Below are 18,341 nucleotides of genomic sequence, written 5' to 3' on the forward strand. Positions count from 1 at the left end.
AGCCTGAAGGCCTTGTTCTTGTGTGGTTCGATCCTAGCAGTGCATTTTTGATGTGCTCAATGAGGTGATGTGCAAGTATGGTCTGCATTTTTGCAGATAGAGAGCGCATACAGGAGCGCGCATGGACTGGGACAACCTGCGGTTTTTCCTCGAGCTATCCCGTGCTGGCAAGCTCACCGTCGCCGCGCGGCGCCTGGGCGTGGACCACACCACGGTTGCCCGCCGCCTGCAGGCGTTGGAAAAAAGCATCGGCGCACAATTGCTGGTGCGTGAGCCTGCCGGCTATCGGTTGACCGAGGCGGGTCACGGCCTGTTGCCCCAGGCCGAAGCGATGGAAAGTGCGTGCAAGGTGATCGAGAAACGCCTCGCCGGGGCCGAGGACAATCTCTCCGGCAAGGTGCGTATCGGCGCCACCGAGGGCTATGGCTCGACATTGCTGACCTCGCAGCTGGTGGAGCTGAACCAGCGTCACCCGCACCTCGGCCTCGACCTCCTGGCGGTGCCGCGCGCGCTGCAGCTGTCGCGCCACGAGGCAGACATCGTCATCACCCTGGAGCGCCCCGGCCGAGGGCCCTACATCATTACCCGACTCACCGACTACGTGCTGCGTCTCTATGCCTCGAAGGATTATCTGGCCGAACGCGGGCCGATCCGCAATCGCGACGACCTGCGCGAACATGCCCTGGTCGGCTACGTCGATGACCTGCTGTACAGCAAGGAGCTGCAGTATCTCGACGAGATCGGCCGGCCGCTGCACATGGCGCTGCGCTGTACCAGCATCCTCGCCCAGCAGCGCGCGGTGGCGCAGGGGGCCGGGTTGGCGATCCTGCCGGCGTTCGCGGCAAGCGAAGACCTCTCGTTGCAGCCGGTGCTGGCCGGGGAAATCGAGTTCGTGCGCACCTTCTGGATGCTGATGCCGGCCGAACTCAAGGACATCGCACGGATGCGCACGACCTGGGATTTCCTCCGGGAAAAGGCCGAGGGCAGCCAGGACAGATTGATGGGCCGCGCCGTGTAAGCGCTGGTAGGCAGTATCAACAGTGACAGGGGCTCGCCGGGACAGCGCGGGCACGTTTCAGGAGAGGGAAGAATGGCCGTCATCATTCCGCTGTCGGCGGAGCTGCAACAACAACTGGAAGACCTGCAGCAGCAGGCGCTGGCGCTACTTCGACTGGCGCCAGAGCTGCCACCCCATGAGGTGGTCGCGGTGATCACCGAGTACGTGCGCGATGCCAAGGCGCAGCGGCGCGAAGTGGACGACGACGCGGTGTTCGCCCTGGGTGCCCTGCTGGGCCGACAGTTCGTGCTCGGGTTGGGGTGGCACTGGGGCGACGTCACCTGGGATGACGATCCCGACACCGCGGCCATCGGCGTACTCAACCCGGATGATTCGCTGTTCAACAACCCGATCGGCTGGGTGAGCCAGGCGCTGGCCAGCGAGGGCGGCGTGGCGTTCATGCTCAGCTACAACATGATCCAGGCCAATCAGACTCCGGTCTTCGAGCCGGGAAGCGCGACCGGGCTGTACTGAAAATGCCGCAAGGGGCTGGCCATGGCCGGCCCCTTGCGGCTGCTGGTTGCTGCGGAACGGCGCAAAGCTTCCGTGCGCCGCCATGTTCAGCGCGTCACGCGCGCTTGAGCACCAGGGTGAGGATGTCGTAGCTGGCCACCAGCTCGCCGAGCTGGTTGGTCACTTCCACGTCCCAGGCCACCACGCCCTGTGGCTCGCCCTTGGGGCTCTTCTTGCCCTGGTCGATCTTGCGCTTGCAGGTCAGCCGCGCCTGGATGGTGTCGCCGATGCCCACCGGGTTGATGAAGCGCAGGGTGTCCAGGCCGTAGTTGGCCAGCACCGGGCCGACGCCGGGCGAGACGAACAGGCCGGCGGCTGCCGAGAGCACGAAGTAGCCGTGGGCGATGCGCTTGCCGAACTGCGAGTCCTTGGCTGCCAGCTCGTCGAAGTGCATGTAGAAGTGGTCGCCCGACAGGCAGCCGAAGTTGACCAGGTCGGCCTCGGTGACGGTGCGGCGGTGGGTCAGCAGCGATTCGCCGATCTTCAGCTCGTCGAAGTAGCGGCGGAACGGGTGCACCTCGGTCTCGTAGACCTTGGCGCCGCGCACGTACTCGCCGGTAACGGCCATCAGCATGGTCGGCGAGCCCTGTACGGCGGTGCGCTGCAGGTAGTGCTTCACCGCGCGCACGCCGCCCAGTTCTTCACCACCACCGGCGCGACCCGGGCCGCCGTGCTTGAGTACCGGCAGCGGCGAACCGTGGCCGGTGGATTCGGCGGCGGACTCGCGGTCGAGGATGTGCAGGCGGCCGTGCAGGGCGCCCATCACCGGGACGACTGTCGCGGCGACCTGCGGATCACGGGTGATCAGGCTCGCCACCAGGCTACCCTTGCCGCGCGCGGCCAGGGTGACGGCTTCGTCGACGTCGTCGTAGGCCATCAGGGTGGTCACCGGGCCGAACGCCTCGATGTCGTGGGCGCCGCCTTCGGCGTGCGGGTCGCGGCTGCGCAGCAGGGTCGGAGCGAAGAACGCGCCTTCGCTGACGCCATCGCCACGCGGGGTGAAGCCATCTTTGGCACCGAAGAGCAGTTCGCTGGATTTCAGCAGGGCTTCCACGCGCTCGGCGACGTCGGCCTGCTGCGCGTGGGAGGCCAGGGCGCCCATCTTCACGCCTTCCACTGAGGGATCGCCAACCACGACCTTGGCCAGGCGCTCGCGCAGGCGTTCGGCCACGGCATCGATGTGTTTGGCGGGCACGATGGCGCGGCGGATGGCGGTGCATTTCTGCCCGGCCTTGACGGTCATCTCTCGGGCCACTTCCTTGACGAAGAGGTCGAATTCCTCGTCGTCGGGGGTGACGTCCGGAGCGAGGATGGCGCAGTTCAGCGAGTCGGCCTCGGCGTTGAACGGCACCGAGTTGCGGATCAGGATCGGATTGACGCGCAGCTTGGCGGCGGTGTCGGCGGAGCCGGTGAAGGTGACGATGTCCTGGCCTTGCAGACGGTCCAGCAGGTCGCCGGTGCCGCCGATGATCAGTTGCAGGCTGCCGGCCGGGAGCAGGCCGGATTCATGCATCACACGCACGGCGGCTTCGGTGATGTAGCTGGTGGCGGTGGCCGGTTTGACGATGCAGGGCATGCCGGCGAGGAAACTCGGCGCGAACTTCTCCAGCATCCCCCAGATGGGGAAGTTGAAGGCGTTGATGTGCACCGCGATGCCGCCGCGCGGCACCAGGATGTGGCTGCCGGCGAACTTGCCGGTCTTGCCCAGCGGCATGGCCGGGCCTTCGTGGACCACGTTGCCCGAGGGCAGCTCGCGGCCGCCGACGCCGGCGTAGGCGAACAGGGTGCCGGCGCCGCCTTCGATGTCGATCCAGCTGTCGGCGCGGGTGGCGCCGCTGTGGCGGGAAATCTCGTAGAGCTGTTCCTTGCGCTCGGTCAGGTACAGCGCCAGGGCTTTCAGGCGCTGGGCGCGCTGCTGGAAGTCCATGGACATCAGTTCTTTCAGGCCTTGCTCACGGGCGTGGGCGACGGCTTCGGCGAAGTCCAGCGTCTCTTCGTGGGTGCGCGCCACGGTCTGGCCATTGAGCGCGCTACGCAGCGCCTGGGCGCCGTGCTGGCCGACCCAGCGGCCGCCGATGAAACTTTGCAGGATAGGCTCTTGGGCCATGGTTGTTGTCCTCCGGATCGCTACGCAAGGGGGCCGGCTGCTGCCGGTGACCGCCGCGCCGGGTGGGCGTCGGCGGCGCATTCTTCATTGGCGGGACGATGCCGCCGGATTAGGGGCGCCAGGGGCCTTGTGGGCCGCTGGCGGTGAAACGTGAACGACTCTTCGTGGGGCGTGGCCGATCGCGGACGGAGTCCGCTCCTACGGGGGGATCGGCCTTGGGTAGGAGCGGACTCCGTCCGCGATCGATTTCGCCGCCACGCTGGCGTCGATCGGTTCGCGAGCAAGCTCGCTCCTACAAAGAGCTGGATCAGAGCTGGTCGAAATCGAGGACCACCTTGTCGCTGAGCGGATACGCCTGGCAGCTCAGCACGTAGCCCGCCGCCACCTCGTAGTCCTCCAGCGCGAAGTTGCTGTCCATTTCCACCTCGCCGGACACCACCTTGCACTTGCAGGTCGAGCACACGCCGGCCTTGCACGAGTACGGCAGTTCGGCGCCCTGGGCGTTGCCGGCGTCGAGCACGCTGACGCTGTTGCGGGCCAGCTCGAAGGACAGCTCGCGGCCGTCGCTGATCACGGTGATCTGGCTCTTGGCGCTGTCGACAGCAGCGGCAGCCTGGCGCGCTTCGCGCTTGCTCTCGCTGCCGGCGGCGGCGAACAGCTCGAAATGGATGCGCTCGGCCGGCATGCCGTTGCCCTTGAGCTGGTCGCGCACCGTCTCGGTCATCGCCTGCGGGCCGCAGATGAAGGCGGCGTCCAGGCTCTTCACGTCGAGCCAGCGGCTGAACAGCTGGCCGCACTTGTCAGCGTCGATACGGCCGTTGTAGAGGTCGACGTCCTGCTGCTCGCGGCTGAACACGAAGATCAGGTTGAGGCGTTGCAGGTAGCGGTTCTTCAGGTCTTCGAGCTGCTCACGGAACATCGCGGCGTTGCTGGAGCGGTTGCCGTAGAGCAGGGTGACGCGGCTGTGCGGCTCGGTTTCCAGGGTCGTCTTGACGATCGAGAGGATCGGCGTGATGCCGCTGCCGGCGGCGACCGCCAGGTAGTTGCCATGGCGCGCAGGGTCCAGTTCGACATTGAAGTGGCCAGCTGGCGGCATGACCTCCAGGCTGGCGCCGACCTTCAGCGCCTCATTGGCGTAGGCGGAGAAGCGCCCGCCCGGTACGCGCTTGATCGCCACGCGCAGCTCGCCGTCATTCACGCCGCTGCAGATCGAGTAGGAGCGGCGCACTTCCTCGCCGTCGAGCTGGGTGCGCATGACCAGGTGCTGGCCGTGCTGGAAGCGGAAGCTGTCGGCCAGCTCCGCCGGGACGTCGAAGGCGATGGACACGGCATCGCGGGTTTCGGCGCGCACTTCCTTGATTGTAAGGCTGTGGAATTTGCTCATTGTTGTTCTCCTGCGGTTCTACCGCACGGAGGGCGAATACAAACGTCGCGAGCGAAGGTCGGACGAGGCGGAAGCGGCTTCGGAAGCGCAGTTCACATTGGTGAGTGAGCATTTCGAAGTCGTCTCCAGCGACGCATGGCCGAGCGCAGCAGTTTGTCTTCGTCCTCCTAGATGCACTTGAAGTAATCGAACGGTTCGCGGCAGTCGATGCAGCGGTACAGCGCCTTGCAGGCGGTGGAGCCGAACTGGCTGAGCTGCTCGGTGTGCAGGCTGCCGCACTGCGGGCAGCGCACTTCCGGGGTCTCGCCAAGCAGGCTGCGCTTGCTGGTGCTGCCGGCCGGCGGGGCGATGCCGTAGTCGCGCAGCGCCTGGCGGCCGCTGTCGCTGATCCAGTCGGTGGTCCAGGCCGGGCTCAGCCGGCGCTCCAGTTGCGGCGCAGCGAAGCCGGCGTGCTCCAGGGCGTGCTGGATGTCCTGCTCGATGACTTCGGTGGCCGGGCAGCCGGAGTAGGTGGGGGTGACCACCACGTGCAGGTGCCCGTCCTGCCAGTCGAGCCCGCGCACGATGCCCAGCTCGACCACGCTGACCACCGGCACCTCCGGGTCCATTACCGCGCCGAGCACGTTCCAGGCACGGCTGAGGTCATCAGCCGTGCCGGCGCGCGCGCCGCGATCGCTGGTAATCAGCTCACCAGGTTGCATCGGGGTAGGCCCGCTGGAGGAACTGCATCTCGGCCAGGAGAATGCCCAGGTGCTCGGTGTGCAGGCCACGGCGGCCGCTGAGGTAGAAGTTCACCGCAGGCTCCGGCAGCGGCAGGGTCGCGACGGCGAAGATGTCGGCAACCTTGGCTTTCCACGCGGCGGCCAGCTCTTGCGGGTTCGGCGCGACACCTTCGGCGGACAGGCGTTGTTCCACTTCGTCGGCGTTGCACAGCTCGACGGTGAAACGCCACACCTGCGGGATCGCCGCGAGCATGCGCGCATGGCTCTCGTCGGTACCGTCACCCAGACGCTGCATCCACTCGGAGGAGCGGCGCAGGTGGTAGGTGACTTCCTTCAGGCCCTTGGCGGCGATGGCGGCGATGCGCTCGTCGCTGGAGCTGCTCAGGGCGTGCAGCACATGGAAGTGCCAGGCGTCATAGAGGAACTGCTTGGCGATGGTCACGGCGAAATCGCCGTTGGGCTGCTCGACCAGCAGGAGGTTGCGGAAGGCGCGCTCGTCGCGGCGGAACGCCAGGTGGTCGGCGTCGCGGCCGTCGTCCAGCAGTTCTACGGCGTACTCGTACCAGTTGCGCGCCTGGCCCACCAGGTCGAGGCCGACGTTCATCAGCGCCAGCTCTTCTTCCAGGGCCGGGGCGTGGCCGCACCATTCGCACAGGCGCTGGCCCTGGATCAGGGCGCTGTCGGCGAGGCGCAGCAGGTATTCGATCTTGTCAGAGTTCGGGTTCATCGCACGCGATCTCACATGTGGCCGACTTCGGGCGGCAGCTCGTAGAAGCTGGCGTGGCGGTAGACCTTGTCCTGCGCCGGGTCGAACAGCGGGTCCTTCTCGTCGGGGGAGGAGGCGGTGATCAGCGCGGAGGGCACGACCCACAGGCTTACGCCTTCGTTGCGGCGGGTGTACAGCTCGCGGGCGTTCTCGATGGCCATGGCGGCGTCGGCGGCATGGACGCTGCCGACATGCTTGTGGTTCAGGCCGTGCTTGCTACGGACGAACACTTCAAAAAGGGTCCATTCGGACATGGCTTCTGTCTCCTCGCGACTCAGGCTGCGTCTTTCTTCTGTTGTTGTTTGCGGGCGTAGGCGACCGCGGCTTCGCGGACCCAGGCGCCGTCTTCGATGGCTTTGCGGCGGGTGGCAACGCGCTCGGTGTTGCACGGGCCGTTGCCCTTGAGCACTTCGTAGAATTCTTCCCACTGGATGTCGCCGAAGTCGTAGTGGCCGCGTTCCTCGTTCCACTTCAGGTCCGGGTCCGGGGCGGTGCAGCCGAGCAGTTCGAGTTGCGGCACGGTCTGGTCAACGAAGCGCTGGCGCAGTTCGTCGTTGCTCTGCCGCTTGATCTTCCAGGCCATGGACTGGGCGCTGTTGGGGGAGTCGGCGTCGCTGGGGCCGAACATCATCAGCGCCGGCCACCAGAGGCGGTTGATCGCGTCCTGGACCATGTCCTTCTGCGCCTGGTTGCCGTGGCGCATCATGGTCAGGAGAATTTCGTAGCCCTGCCGCTGGTGGAAGCTCTCTTCCTTGCAGATGCGGATCATCGCGCGCGAGTAGGGGCCGTAGGAGGTGCGCTGGAGCACCACCTGGTTGACGATCGCCGCGCCATCCACCAGCCAGCCCACCGCGCCCATGTCGGCCCAGTTCAGCGTCGGGTAGTTGAAGATGCTCGAGTACTTGGCCTTGCCGCTGTGCAGCTTGGCGATCTCGGCGTCGCGGTCGGCGCCCAGGGTTTCCATCGCGCTGTAGAGGTAGAGGCCGTGGCCGGCTTCGTCCTGGATCTTCGCCATCAGCTGCAGCTTGCGCTTCAAGGTCGGCGCGCGGGTCACCCAGTTGCCCTCGGGCAGCATGCCGACGATTTCGGAGTGGGCGTGCTGGGAAATCTGCCGGATCAGCGTCTGGCGGTAGGCGTCGGGCATCCAGTTCTTCGCCTCGATCTTGATCTCGGCATCGATCTTTTCCTGGAAGGCGCGTTCTTCCGGCGACATCTCGTCCAGCGCCTTGATGCGCTTCACGCCGGTCTCAACCAGTTGTGCGTACATGCTGTGTCTCCAGCCTTTTGTCTTGTTCGTGGGGCGGCCTTGGCCATGGCTGTAGTTTTAAATGATACAGAAATGAATGTCTAACAATAAATGATGTGTCGTAAATGGATTGTGTATCGCTTTGGCGGGATTTTGGGGGCAGGTGGGCGCGCAAAGGAGCACGTTTCACCGAAATAATTCGGTAAAAAGTGAGCATTTTGCAGGGGTTTATCGGAATTCTGCGGCGTATTTGCCTGGGCGTGAATGGCGCCTGCCATTCACCGGAAAGATGACAAAGTGATACGCAAATGTATTTTTATGAATGAATCATATGTGGTGGTTAGGAGGGGTTGTAGGAGCGAGCTTGCTCGCGAACCATGCTTGCCGATGACCAGGCGTCGAGCGGTTCGCGAGCAAGCTCGCTCCTACAGTAAAGCCACGGGGATCAGGCCTGGACGATCACCTGGAAGCCGCCAAAGATCATGCGTTGCCCGTCGAAGGGCATGTCGTTGAAGTCGGTCTTCATCCGCGCGTCCTCCATGAACTTCTTCATGCCTTCGTCCCGCGCCTGCTTGCTGGGCCAGGTGATCCAGGAGAACACCACGGTTTCGTCCTCCTTGCGCTTCACCGCCATGGGGAAGGAGGTCACCTTGCCCTCGGGCACGTCATCGCCCCAGCACTCGACCACGCTCAGTGCGCCATGCTCCCTGAACAGCGCCGCCGCCTTACGCGCCACTTCGATGTAGCGCTCACGGCTGGCGGTGGGCACCGGTACGAGGAAACCATCGACATAGGTCATCGCTCTTCTCCTGCGACTGGGTAGGCGGCCGGATGCCGCCTGCCTTTGAGGAATAGTCGAAGGAGGGGCAGATAGATCGACAGGGATGGCGGGTGGGCGACGGATGGTTGTCGTGTTGCGGGAACGGTGGGCTAGGGCGTTCCCTCACCCTAACCCTCTCCCAGAGGGAGAGGGGACCGTTCGGCGTGAAGAGGAATACTGAGCCAGCCGGCATCTGCGAACTACTCCCTCTCCCTCTGGGAGAGGGTTGGGGTGAGGGGTGATTGCGCGCGCCGAGGTTCTAAATCACTCCTTCGGAAGATAAAAAGCCCCGCCGAAGCGGGGCTTTCAGTCACGCCGGCCAATCAGCCCTTGGGCCGATTGTCATACACGTGGCAGGCCTTGCCTTCCGAGCGCTTGAGGCTGTGGCTCGGCTGCACCAGCACGCGGGCGCTGACGCCGATGTGGGTCTTGATCTGCTTGCCCAGTTCGCTACCGATGGACTTCTGTTCGTCCGCCGACAGGCCCTGCTGGTCGTGGCGGAGTTCGACGTGGACATCGATGCAGTCGAGGTTGCCGTTGCGGTGCAGGTGGATCTCGTAGCACTCGGCGAGCTGCTTGATCTTCAGCACCTGCTCCTCGACCTGAGTCGGGAACACGTTGACGCCACGGATGATCAGCATGTCGTCGCTGCGCCCGGTGATCTTGTCGATGCGCCGCATCGGCCGTGCGGTGCCCGGCAGCAGGCGGGTCAGGTCGCGGGTGCGGTAGCGGATCATCGGCAGGGCTTCCTTCGACAGCGAGGTGAACACCAGCTCGCCGTACTGGCCGTCCGGCAATACCGCGCCAGTCACCGGGTCGATGATCTCGGGGTAGAAGTGGTCTTCCCAGACGGTCGGGCCGTCCTTGGTCTCGGCGCATTCCATGGCCACGCCCGGGCCCATGATTTCCGAAAGGCCGTAGATGTCCAGGGCGGTGATGCCCATGCGTTCTTCCACGGCGCGGCGCAGTTCGGCGGTCCACGGCTCGGCGCCGAAGATGCCAAGGCGCAGCTTGAGGCTGTGCGGGTCGACGCCCTGGCGCTCGATCTCGTCGGCGATGTTGAGCATGTAGGACGGCGTGACCATGATGATGTCCGGCTGGAAGTCGCGGATCAGCTGGACCTGCTTCTCGGTCTGGCCGCCGGACATCGGGATCACGGTGCAGCCCAGACGCTCGGCGCCGTAGTGCGCGCCCAGGCCGCCGGTGAACAGGCCGTAGCCGTAGGACACATGCACCTTGTCACCCTTGCGGCCGCCGGCGGCGCGGATGGAGCGCGCGACCACGTTGGCCCAGGTGTCGATATCGTTCTGCGTGTAGCCGACCACGGTGGGTTTGCCGGTGGTGCCGCTGGAGGCGTGCAGGCGCACGATCTCGTTCTGCGGCACGGCGAACATGCCGTAGGGGTAGTTGTCGCGCAGGTCGTTCTTGCCGGTGAAGGGGAACCTGGCGAGATCGTCCAGGGAGGTCAGGTCGTCCGGGTGCACGCCAGCCTCGGCGAAGCGCTTCTGGTACAGCGGGACGTTGTCGTGGGCGTGCTTGAGGCTCCAGCGCAGGCGCTCCAGCTGGTGCTGGCGCAGCTCGTCGACACTGGCGGTCTCCATCGGGTCAAGCAGGGCACGTTCGGCATCATGGTACATGTTCATGGGTTCACTCGATTTGTTCTTGTACGCCAGCCCGTAAGCGGGCTGCGAGTGTCATGGGAGCAGCATAACGCCCCCGTTCGCGGAAGGATTCGAACCCCTGCCAGAGACGTTGCTCTGTCTGCCAGCCGGTGCACTTGGCGACTGGCGGTGCGGGGTCCGAAGCTCCCTGTGGATCAGATTCGTTCGATGATCAGGGCGATGCCCTGGCCGACACCGATGCACATGGTGCACAGGGCGTAGCGGCCACCGCGTTCCTCCAGTTCATGCAGGGCGGTGGTGACCAGGCGTGCACCGCTCATGCCCAGCGGATGGCCGAGGGCGATGGCGCCACCGTTGGGGTTCACCCGTGCGTCGTCATCCTTCAGGCCCAGCTCGCGCAGCACGGCAAGGCCCTGGGCGGCGAAGGCTTCGTTGAGTTCGATCACGTCCATGTCGTTCAGCGACAGGCCGGCCAGCTCCAGCACCTTGCGGGTCGCCGGCACCGGGCCGATGCCCATGATCCGCGGCTCGACACCAGCGGTAGCCATGGCGACCACCCGGGCGCGGGCCTTCAGGCCGTGACGCGCGGCGGCGGCCGGGGAGGCCATCAGCAGTGCACAGGCACCGTCGTTGACGCCCGAGGCGTTGCCGGCAGTGACGCTGCCGTCTTCGCGGAACGGCGTGCCGAGCTTGGCCAGTTGCTCCAGGGTGGTATCGCCGCGCGGGTGTTCGTCCTGCTCGACCACCTTGGCCGGGCCTTTGCGCTGGGGAATCTCCACCGGGACGATTTCCTTCGCCAGGCGGCCGTTGGCCTGGGCGGCGGCGGCCTTGTGCTGGCTGCGCAGGGCGAAGGCATCCTGGTCTTCGCGGCTGATGTTGAACTGCTCGGCGACGTTCTCGGCGGTTTCCGGCATGGAGTCGATGCCGAACTGCTTTTTCATCAGCTTGTTGACGAAGCGCCAGCCGATGGTGGTGTCAAAGATTTCCGCAGTGCGGCCGAAGGCCTGCTCGGACTTGCCCATCACGAACGGTGCGCGGGACATGGATTCCACGCCGCCGGCCAGCATCAGCCCGGCCTCGCCGCAGCGCAGGGCGCGGGCAGCGCTGCCCACGGCGTCAAGGCCGGAGCCGCACAGGCGGTTGAGTGTGGTGCCGGGCACGCTGACCGGCAGGCCAGCCAGTAGCGAGGCCATATGGGCGACGTTGCGGTTGTCCTCGCCAGCCTGGTTGGCGCAGCCGAAGATCACGTCGTCGATGGCGCTCCAGTCCAGCTCCGGGTGGCGCTGCATCAGGGCCTTCATCGGAATCGCCGCGAGGTCGTCGGCGCGCACGCCGGACAGGGCGCCGGCGTAGCGACCAATCGGTGTGCGCACGGCGTCGATGATCAGGGCGTCAGTGAGGTCTGTCATGCGGAGGTCTCCTGCGCCAGCACGGTGCCGCGCACTTTGTAGGATTTGCCATGGAACAGGGCGATCAGCTGGCCCTGGGAATTCTCGATGCGCACGTCGTAGTTGCCGGTGCGGCCGCTGCGGCTCTGCTCGCAGGCGCTGGCGATCAGCTCGTCGCCTTCACGGGCTGGCGCCACGTAATCGATGCTGCAGCCGATGGCGACGGTGGCGTCGTTGTAGCTGTTGCAGGCGAAGGCGAAGGCCGAGTCGGCCAGGGCGAACAGGTAGCCGCCGTGGCAGGTGCCGTGGCCCTGGATCATGTCCTCGCGCACGCGCATCGACAGCTTGGCGCTTCCCGGGCCTGCATCCAGCAGCTGGATGCCCATGCGGCGGGTGGCCTGGTCGCGCTCGTACATGGCTTCGGCGCAGTCGCGGGCCAGACGGGTGGCGTCAGTCATGAAAGGTTCTCCCCTCGGCATGCAGGCGGCGCAGCAGCAGGGACGGGCGATAGCGGTCCTCGCCGTAGGCGGCCTGCAGGTTGTCGAGCACGCACAGCACGTTGCCGATGCCGATCTGCCCGGCCCAGGCCAGCGGGCCCTGCGGGTAGTTCACCCCGGCGCGCATGGCGAGGTCGATGTCAGCGGCGCTGCCGACGCCTTGCAGCACGGCGTTGGCGCCTTCGTTGGCGAGCATCGCCACGGTGCGCAGCACGGCGAGACCGGGTGTGTCACTCAGGCGGCTGGTGGCGATGCCGGCCTTGGCCAGCAGGGCGACGACCTGCTCCAGTGCTTCGGGTGTGGTATCTGCCGAGCAGGAAATGCCCAGGCGCGAGGCCTTGGCGTAATCCAGCGCGAGGTCGATCAGCACCAGATTGCGCAGGCCGTCCTGCCTGGCGCGCTGGCTGGCGAGGCGGCCATCGGACAGCGCGATCACTGCATCACCGACACGCAGCAGGCCATTGCCGGCGCGCTGGACGATCTCGATGCCCGCATCTTTCAGGCGCTGCACCAGCGGCTGGGCGACGCCCAGGTCGCCCTCCAGCACGCAGGCGCTGACATGCGCGGCACTGCTCAGGCTGGCCGGCTGCGGGCGCTCGGCACCTTCGGCGTAGTCATAGAAGCCGCGACCGCTCTTGCGGCCGAGACGACCGGCGTCCACCAGCTCCTTCTGGATCAGCGAGGGCTGGAAGCGGAAGTCGCCGTAGTAGGCGGCGAATACCGAGCAGGTGACGGCGTAGTTGACGTCGTGGCCGATCAGGTCGGTCAGCTCGAAGGCGCCCATGCGGAAGCCGCCGGCATCACGCATCAGCGCATCCAGCGTCGCGCAGTCGGCGGCGCCTTCCTGCAGCAGGCGCAGGCTTTCGGCGTAGAAGGGGCGCGCTACGCGGTTGACGATGAAGCCGGGAGTCGACCTGGTGTGCACCGGTTTCTTGCCCCAGGCCAGCGAGGTGGCATACAGGCTGTCGGCCAGCTCAGGATCGGTGGCGAGGCCGGAGACGACTTCCACCAGTGCCATCAGCGGCGCCGGGTTGAAGAAGTGCATGCCGACCACCTGCTGCGGGCGTTTGAGGCCGGCGGCGAGGCTGGTGATGGACAGCGAGGAGGTGTTGCTGGCGAGGATGCAATCTTCTGCGCACAGCGCTTCCAACTGCTGGAACAGGCCGCGCTTGACCTCCAGGTTCTCGACGATGGCTTCGATCACCAGCTTCGAGTCTGCCAGCGCCTCGATGGCTTCCACCGGCTGCAGGCGGGCGACGATGGCGTGGCGCTCCTCGGCGCCGAGCTTGCCTTTCTCCACCAGCCGGCCGAGCTGGCGGTCAATGCCGTCGATGGCCTGGGCGGCGGCGCCGGGGCGGTTGTCATAAAGCTTCACCGGATGACCGGCCTGGGCGGCAACCTGAGCGATACCCGCGCCCATGGCGCCGGCGCCGATCACCGCGACTTTTGCGTCTTTCGAAAGTGCGCTCATCGATCAGCGGCCCTTGAAGCTGGGGGTGCGTTTGTCCATGAAGGCGGCCACGCCCTCGCGGTAGTCCTCGCTGCGCCCGGCCAGGCGCTGCAGATCGCGCTCCAGCTCCAGCTGCTCGTCGAAGCTGTTGTTCAGGCTGGCGTTGAGGCTGCGCTTGATCAGCGCCAGGCCATAGGTCGGCTGGGTGGCCAGATGGCGGGCGAGCTTGAGGGCTTCCTCGCGCAGGTTGGCGTCGTCCACCACCTGGTAGATCAGCCCCCACTGCTCGGCCTGCTCGGCGCTCAGGCGATTGCCCAGCAGCGCAAGGGCCTTGGCGCGGGCCATGCCGACCAGGCGCGGCAGCGTCCAGGTGCCGCCGGAATCGGGGATCAGGCCGATCTTGCAGAAGGCCTGGATAAAGCTGGCCGAACGCGCCGCCAGCACCAGGTCGCAGGCCAGCGGGATGTTCGCGCCAGCGCCTGCGGCCACGCCGTTCACCGCGCAGATGACCGGCAGCGGCAGGTCGCGCAGGGTGCGGATCAGCGGGTTGTAGAACTGCTCGATGGACTGGCCCAGGTCAGGCGCTTCCGCGCCGGGTGCGACGTTGCGGTCGGACAGGTCCTGGCCGGCGCAGAAGCCGCGGCCTTCGCCGGTCAGCAGCAGCACGCGGGCTTCCGGGTTCTGCCGGACCTGCTTGAGCGCCTCACGCACTTCGCCGTGCATGGCGGCGTTGAAGCTGTTCAGTTGCTCCGGGCGGTTCAGGCTGAGGAGGGCGACGCCGTCCTCGATGGAAAACAGGATGTGCTCGAAGTTCATGGGCGGGCTCGCTCCGTCAATACGCAGGCTTTTGCCAGAAAAGAAAGGGGGGTGCGCTCAGCGGTCCTGGTTCTATTGGCCAAGGAAGGCTGGCTTGCGCTTTTCCTGGAAGGCACGGATGCCTTCGTCGCGGTCGGCGGTGCCGGCCAGCAGGGTGAAGGCGTGGCGTTCGAAGCGCAGGCCGGTGGCAAGATCGGTGTCCTGCGCCTTGAGCAGCGCTTCCTTGGCCAGGCGCACGGCAAGCGGCGCCTTGGCAGCGATGAGCTTGGCGATCTGCAGGGCGCGCTCGACGGTGAATTCGGGTTGGGTGACTTCGCTGACCAGGCCGGCGCGTTGGGCGTGGCGCGCGTCGATGGCTTCACCGGTGAGGACCATCTGCATGGCCAGCGGCTTACCCACGGCGCGCAGCAGGCGCTGGGTGCCGCCGGCACCGGGCATGATGCCGAGGTTGATTTCCGGCTGGCCGAAGCGGGCGTCTTCGCCAGCAATCAGGATGTCGGCGTGCATGGCCAGCTCGCAGCCGCCGCCCAGGGCGAAGCCGTTGACGGCAGCGATCAGCGGTTTGGAGAAGGCGGCGATGCGCTGCCAGTAGCCGACGCGGGGGTCGTTGAGGATGCCGACCAGGTCGCGCTCGGCCATCTCCTTGATGTCGGCGCCGGCGGCGAAGGCCTTGCGGCTGCCAGTGAGCACCACGGCGCGGGTTTCGCTGTCCTGCTCGGCGGCGTCGAGTTCGGCGGCCAGTTCACCGAGCAGTTCGGTGTTCAGGGCATTCAGCGCCTCGGGGCGCTGCAGGGTGATCAGGCGGACGCCCGCTTCAGGCATCTGAACGGCAAGGGTGCGAGGCATGACATCGTCCTCAGGCTGCACGCACGGCTTCGTGGCCGGCTGGTATTGGAATTATGGGAGGCAGGCGTTGCCCGTCTCCGGCCTTTCCGCAGTATAGGCCTAAAGCGATACAGAAAAACAACTACGAAAGTTGTATCGCGTGTCTAAAATGTTTCTACCGTTGCCAATGGGCAGATGACACTGCTGGTCTTCTGCAAACACGTATTCTGCGTATTTGCTGGTTTATCAAGGGTTTTTGAGTGGCTTTCGATCCTCCTCAAAAGCGATACGACAGATTTAGATTGGTCGGTTTGATTTGATGTGATACAAGATTTGCAAAAGAACAAATCGCTTTGCGCAGTGATGCCGTAAAGCTGGAGAACCCGATGCCTTGCTACAGCCTCGAAGGCGTGCGCCCCGTCGTACACCCGACCGCCTATGTCCATCCCACCGCCGTGCTGATCGGCGACGTTATCGTCGGCCCTGGCTGTTACGTCGGTCCTCTGGCGGCACTGCGCGGTGATTTCGGGCGGATCGTCCTCGAAGAGGGTGCGAACCTTCAGGACACCTGCGTCATGCACGGCTTCCCGGACAGCGACACCGTCGTCGAGCGCAACGGCCACATTGGCCATGGCGCCGTCCTGCACGGCTGCCGGATCGGCGAGGACGCCCTGGTGGGCATGAATGCCGTGGTGATGGATTACGCCCGGATCGGTGCTCGCTCCATCGTTTCAGCCGCCGCCTTCGTCAAGGCCAAGTTTGAGTGCGCTCCGCAAAGCCTGGTGATGGGCGCGCCGGCCAGCGTCAAGCGCAGCCTCAGCGACGAAGAGATCGCCTGGAAGCGCCGTGGCACCGAGGAATACCAGGCGTTGGCCAGGCGCTGCATCGAAAGCCTGGTGGAATGCCAGCCGCTGGCAGAGATAGAAGAAGAGCGCCCGCGCCTGGGCGATTCCGGTTTTCGACCCAAGACAGGGAAGGGCGCATGAGTACTGGGGTTCGCTCCAATGGTCAGGCGGTGCGGCGGGCAGGTATAGTCGCCGCTCCTCCGACTGCGCAACGTGCCATGACCGCTCTAGCACCGCTGAATCAGCTGATCAATCGCTTCCAGGAACAGACGCCGATCCGCGCCAGTTCGCTGATCATCACCCTGTACGGCGATGCCATCGAACCCCACGGCGGTACCGTCTGGCTGGGTAGCCTGATCAATCTGCTGGAGCCGTTCGGCATCAACGAGCGGCTGATCCGCACCTCGATCTTCCGCCTGACCAAGGAAGACTGGCTGACCGCCGAGAAGGTCGGCCGGCGCAGTTACTACAGCCTGACCGGCACCGGCCGGCGTCGCTTCGAAAAGGCTTTCAAGCGCGTCTACAGCTCCAGCCTGCCGGCCTGGGACGGCTCCTGGACCCTGGTGATGCTCTCGCAGATCGCTGCCGACAAGCGCAAGCAGGTCCGCGAGGAGCTGGAATGGCAGGGCTTCGGCGCGATCTCGCCGACCGTCATGGCCTGCCCGCGCGCCGACCGCAGCGACGTCATGGCGACCCTGCAGGACCTCGAAGTCGCCGACGACTGCATCGTCTTCGAAACCCGCGCCCAGGACGTGCTGGCTTCCCGCGCCATGCGCATGCAGGTGCGCGAGAGCTGGAAGATCGACGAACTCGGCGAGCACTACAGCGAATTCATCCAGCTGTTCCGCCCGCTCTGGCAGGCACTGCGCGAGCAGGACCAGCTGCGCCCGGAAGACTGCTTCCTGGCACGCACCCTTTTGATCCACGAATACCGCCGGCTGCTGCTGCGCGACCCACAACTGCCCGACGAACTGCTGCCGGGTGACTGGGAAGGCCGCGCTGCGCGACAGCTGTGCCGCAACATCTATCGACTGATCCACGCCAAGGCCGAGGACTGGCTGAACCGCAACCTGGAGACCGCCGACGGTCCGCTACCGGATGTCGGCGAGAGCTTCTACAAGCGTTTCGGCGGATTGAACTGACAGGAGTTGGCGTGAAAAATGCCTCCCGCTCTGCAACGCTGCGGTTGCAGGACGGGGACACCGACGCAGAGTCTTCCCGAGAAGACCGGCGACGGACAATGACGACAGGCCCATGAGGCCTTCGCTGAATAACAACAAACAATGCGTGTGAGGCTTTGCAGGTCATGAATTCTTCATCGACATTGAGGGATGACGCTTTCGAGGCGTGGCTGGGACAGGTCAACCGGGCGTGCGGTCGTTTCGATGCGCGCACCCTCGGCCCCCAGTTCCATGGACGGTTGCGCGAGTACCAGGGCGGGGCGATCAAGCTTTCCGTGGTCGACATGGCCCAGGTGCACCTGTACCGGACCAGCAAGGAGGTCGGCTCCAGCGCCGGCGGCCACTACTATGCGGTGTTCCAGCTGGAAGGGCGTTCGCGCCTGGAGCAGGGCGACAACCGCGTGGAGCTGTCGCGTGGCGACATCAGCCTGATCGACGCCAGCCGGCCCAGCGACATGACCTACCTGGAGGAGTCCCGGCAGCTCTCGCTGATCCTGCCGCGCCAGGTGATCGAGCGCGGCCTGCGCATGTCCGAAGTCACCTGCGCCTCGAAGATCCCCGCCAGCTCGCCGATCGCCGTGCTCGCCAATCGACTGATCGTAGAGACCAGCCAGCAGGAAAGCCTCGGCATGCTGGAAAGCGAAGCGACCCTGGACGCCCTGGTGACGCTGCTGCGTCCGGCGCTGGCCAGCCACGACGCCGAGCAGGACAACCACGAGCGCATGTTCCGCAAGGCCACCGCCTTCATCGACCAGCACATCGGCGCCGAGGAGCTCTGCCCCGAGCTGATCGCCCGTGAAGTGGGCATCTCGGTGCGCGGCCTGTACCGCATGTTCGCCAAGAAGGGCCTGGTGGTGGCGCAGTACATCAAGAACCGTCGCCTGGACTTCTGCGCCGAAACCCTGCGCAACGCCCAGTTCGAGCAGAAGCTGTCGGCGCTGGGCTATGCCTGGGGCTTCTCCGATTCGAGCTACTTCTCCACGGCGTTCAAGGGTCGCTTCGGCGTATCGCCGGGCGAGTATCGCAAGCGTTACGCCAATTGAACCAGTCGGTGGACGGCGATACCTGGCGGCCTTGTGCCGCCTATTGATGGGTATCGCTA

General features: G+C 65.7%; 18 protein-coding genes. 5 read left to right on the forward strand and 13 right to left on the reverse strand.

Annotated elements, in window-relative coordinates; genetic code table 11:
• The first annotated feature begins 121 nt into the window (after positions 1 to 121).
• Both N5C91_RS10000 and N5C91_RS10005 read left to right on the forward strand, forming a co-directional pair.
• Positions 122 to 1,018, forward strand: a complete 897-nt coding sequence (locus N5C91_RS10000) for a LysR family transcriptional regulator (RefSeq protein WP_236174880.1) — start codon at positions 122 to 124, stop codon at positions 1,016 to 1,018.
• Between the two features lie 72 nt (positions 1,019 to 1,090).
• A complete protein-coding gene (locus N5C91_RS10005; RefSeq protein ID WP_279829336.1) occupies positions 1,091 to 1,531 on the forward strand; it encodes a hypothetical protein in 441 nt (146 codons plus the stop codon).
• Between the two features lie 94 nt (positions 1,532 to 1,625).
• Here the strand turns inward: N5C91_RS10005 and paaZ are convergent, their stop codons facing one another.
• The 13 genes from paaZ to paaF all read right to left on the reverse strand — a co-directional run bounded on the left by paaZ (position 1,626) and on the right by paaF (position 15,234).
• A complete protein-coding gene (paaZ, locus tag N5C91_RS10010) occupies positions 1,626 to 3,677 on the reverse strand; it encodes a phenylacetic acid degradation bifunctional protein PaaZ (RefSeq protein WP_279829338.1) in 2,052 nt (683 codons plus the stop codon).
• A 307-nt stretch (positions 3,678 to 3,984) separates the two neighbouring features.
• Positions 3,985 to 5,061 (reverse strand): 1,2-phenylacetyl-CoA epoxidase subunit PaaE, encoded by a 1,077-nt coding sequence (paaE, locus tag N5C91_RS10015; protein ID WP_236202131.1) that lies wholly within the window; start codon positions 5,059 to 5,061, stop codon positions 3,985 to 3,987.
• Positions 5,062 to 5,228: 167 nt separating this feature from the next.
• Entirely contained in the window at positions 5,229 to 5,762 is a 534-nt protein-coding gene (gene paaD, locus N5C91_RS10020) for a 1,2-phenylacetyl-CoA epoxidase subunit PaaD (protein WP_054907023.1), read from the reverse strand.
• Positions 5,749 to 6,510 (reverse strand): 1,2-phenylacetyl-CoA epoxidase subunit PaaC, encoded by a 762-nt coding sequence (paaC, locus tag N5C91_RS10025; RefSeq protein WP_279829344.1) that lies wholly within the window; start codon positions 6,508 to 6,510, stop codon positions 5,749 to 5,751. Before paaC ends, paaD begins: the two co-directional genes overlap by 14 nt.
• An 11-nt stretch (positions 6,511 to 6,521) precedes the next feature.
• Positions 6,522 to 6,803, reverse strand: coding sequence for a 1,2-phenylacetyl-CoA epoxidase subunit PaaB (paaB, locus tag N5C91_RS10030; protein ID WP_024764426.1), 282 nt, complete (start codon positions 6,801 to 6,803; stop codon positions 6,522 to 6,524).
• A gap of 20 nt (positions 6,804 to 6,823) precedes the next feature.
• On the reverse strand, positions 6,824 to 7,816 hold the full coding sequence (gene paaA, locus N5C91_RS10035; RefSeq protein ID WP_054907021.1) for a 1,2-phenylacetyl-CoA epoxidase subunit PaaA: 993 nt from the start codon (positions 7,814 to 7,816) through the stop codon (positions 6,824 to 6,826).
• A gap of 424 nt (positions 7,817 to 8,240) precedes the next feature.
• The gene (locus N5C91_RS10040) at positions 8,241 to 8,594 is read right to left on the reverse strand and encodes a DUF1428 domain-containing protein (protein WP_236174886.1); all 354 of its coding nucleotides are present in this window, start codon (positions 8,592 to 8,594) and stop codon (positions 8,241 to 8,243) included.
• A 344-nt stretch (positions 8,595 to 8,938) separates the two neighbouring features.
• The gene (gene paaK / locus N5C91_RS10045) at positions 8,939 to 10,258 is read right to left on the reverse strand and encodes a phenylacetate--CoA ligase PaaK (RefSeq protein WP_236174887.1); all 1,320 of its coding nucleotides are present in this window, start codon (positions 10,256 to 10,258) and stop codon (positions 8,939 to 8,941) included.
• A 173-nt stretch (positions 10,259 to 10,431) separates the two neighbouring features.
• Positions 10,432 to 11,646 (reverse strand): 3-oxoadipyl-CoA thiolase, encoded by a 1,215-nt coding sequence (pcaF, locus tag N5C91_RS10050; protein WP_279829350.1) that lies wholly within the window; start codon positions 11,644 to 11,646, stop codon positions 10,432 to 10,434.
• Complete coding sequence (gene paaI / locus N5C91_RS10055) at positions 11,643 to 12,083, reverse strand: hydroxyphenylacetyl-CoA thioesterase PaaI (RefSeq protein ID WP_236174889.1); 441 nt, start codon at positions 12,081 to 12,083, stop codon at positions 11,643 to 11,645. The genes pcaF and paaI overlap by 4 nt, the downstream gene beginning before the upstream one ends.
• Positions 12,076 to 13,593, reverse strand: a complete 1,518-nt coding sequence (gene paaH, locus N5C91_RS10060; protein WP_279829353.1) for a 3-hydroxyacyl-CoA dehydrogenase PaaH — start codon at positions 13,591 to 13,593, stop codon at positions 12,076 to 12,078. Before paaH ends, paaI begins: the two co-directional genes overlap by 8 nt.
• A gap of 3 nt (positions 13,594 to 13,596) precedes the next feature.
• Positions 13,597 to 14,388, reverse strand: coding sequence for a 2-(1,2-epoxy-1,2-dihydrophenyl)acetyl-CoA isomerase PaaG (gene paaG / locus N5C91_RS10065; RefSeq protein ID WP_236174891.1), 792 nt, complete (start codon positions 14,386 to 14,388; stop codon positions 13,597 to 13,599).
• A gap of 72 nt (positions 14,389 to 14,460) precedes the next feature.
• Positions 14,461 to 15,234, reverse strand: coding sequence for a 2,3-dehydroadipyl-CoA hydratase PaaF (paaF, locus tag N5C91_RS10070; RefSeq protein WP_236174892.1), 774 nt, complete (start codon positions 15,232 to 15,234; stop codon positions 14,461 to 14,463).
• A 365-nt stretch (positions 15,235 to 15,599) separates the two neighbouring features.
• Between paaF and paaY the strand changes: the two genes are divergently transcribed.
• The 3 genes from paaY (at position 15,600) to feaR (ending at position 18,282) form a co-directional block, all read left to right on the forward strand.
• Positions 15,600 to 16,199: a phenylacetic acid degradation protein PaaY gene (gene paaY, locus N5C91_RS10075; protein ID WP_236174893.1), complete on the forward strand. Its 600-nt coding sequence runs from the start codon at positions 15,600 to 15,602 to the stop codon at positions 16,197 to 16,199.
• 77 nt (positions 16,200 to 16,276) lie between these two features.
• The gene (gene paaX / locus N5C91_RS10080; RefSeq protein WP_054907013.1) at positions 16,277 to 17,200 is read left to right on the forward strand and encodes a phenylacetic acid degradation operon negative regulatory protein PaaX; all 924 of its coding nucleotides are present in this window, start codon (positions 16,277 to 16,279) and stop codon (positions 17,198 to 17,200) included.
• Between the two features lie 164 nt (positions 17,201 to 17,364).
• The gene (gene feaR / locus N5C91_RS10085) at positions 17,365 to 18,282 is read left to right on the forward strand and encodes a transcriptional regulator FeaR (protein WP_054907012.1); all 918 of its coding nucleotides are present in this window, start codon (positions 17,365 to 17,367) and stop codon (positions 18,280 to 18,282) included.
• The last annotated feature ends 59 nt before the right edge of the window (positions 18,283 to 18,341 follow it).

This window comes from Pseudomonas sp. GD03903 (assembly GCF_029840045.1).
GTDB classification, from domain to species: Bacteria; Pseudomonadota; Gammaproteobacteria; order Pseudomonadales; family Pseudomonadaceae; genus Pseudomonas; species Pseudomonas pseudonitroreducens.

Coding starts and splice junctions, on each gene's coding strand:
- N5C91_RS10000 (WP_236174880.1), top strand. CDS start 122: ATGGACTGGGACAACCTGCGGTTTTTCCTCGAGCTATCCCGTGCTGGC.
- N5C91_RS10005 (WP_279829336.1), top strand. CDS start 1,091: ATGGCCGTCATCATTCCGCTGTCGGCGGAGCTGCAACAACAACTGGAA.
- paaZ (WP_279829338.1), bottom strand. CDS start 3,677: ATGGCCCAAGAGCCTATCCTGCAAAGTTTCATCGGCGGCCGCTGGGTC.
- paaE (WP_236202131.1), bottom strand. CDS start 5,061: ATGAGCAAATTCCACAGCCTTACAATCAAGGAAGTGCGCGCCGAAACC.
- paaD (WP_054907023.1), bottom strand. CDS start 5,762: ATGCAACCTGGTGAGCTGATTACCAGCGATCGCGGCGCGCGCGCCGGC.
- paaC (WP_279829344.1), bottom strand. CDS start 6,510: ATGAACCCGAACTCTGACAAGATCGAATACCTGCTGCGCCTCGCCGAC.
- paaB (WP_024764426.1), bottom strand. CDS start 6,803: ATGTCCGAATGGACCCTTTTTGAAGTGTTCGTCCGTAGCAAGCACGGC.
- paaA (WP_054907021.1), bottom strand. CDS start 7,816: ATGTACGCACAACTGGTTGAGACCGGCGTGAAGCGCATCAAGGCGCTG.
- N5C91_RS10040 (WP_236174886.1), bottom strand. CDS start 8,594: ATGACCTATGTCGATGGTTTCCTCGTACCGGTGCCCACCGCCAGCCGT.
- paaK (WP_236174887.1), bottom strand. CDS start 10,258: ATGAACATGTACCATGATGCCGAACGTGCCCTGCTTGACCCGATGGAG.
- pcaF (WP_279829350.1), bottom strand. CDS start 11,646: ATGACAGACCTCACTGACGCCCTGATCATCGACGCCGTGCGCACACCG.
- paaI (WP_236174889.1), bottom strand. CDS start 12,083: ATGACTGACGCCACCCGTCTGGCCCGCGACTGCGCCGAAGCCATGTAC.
- paaH (WP_279829353.1), bottom strand. CDS start 13,593: ATGAGCGCACTTTCGAAAGACGCAAAAGTCGCGGTGATCGGCGCCGGC.
- paaG (WP_236174891.1), bottom strand. CDS start 14,388: ATGAACTTCGAGCACATCCTGTTTTCCATCGAGGACGGCGTCGCCCTC.
- paaF (WP_236174892.1), bottom strand. CDS start 15,234: ATGCCTCGCACCCTTGCCGTTCAGATGCCTGAAGCGGGCGTCCGCCTG.
- paaY (WP_236174893.1), top strand. CDS start 15,600: ATGCCTTGCTACAGCCTCGAAGGCGTGCGCCCCGTCGTACACCCGACC.
- paaX (WP_054907013.1), top strand. CDS start 16,277: ATGACCGCTCTAGCACCGCTGAATCAGCTGATCAATCGCTTCCAGGAA.
- feaR (WP_054907012.1), top strand. CDS start 17,365: ATGAATTCTTCATCGACATTGAGGGATGACGCTTTCGAGGCGTGGCTG.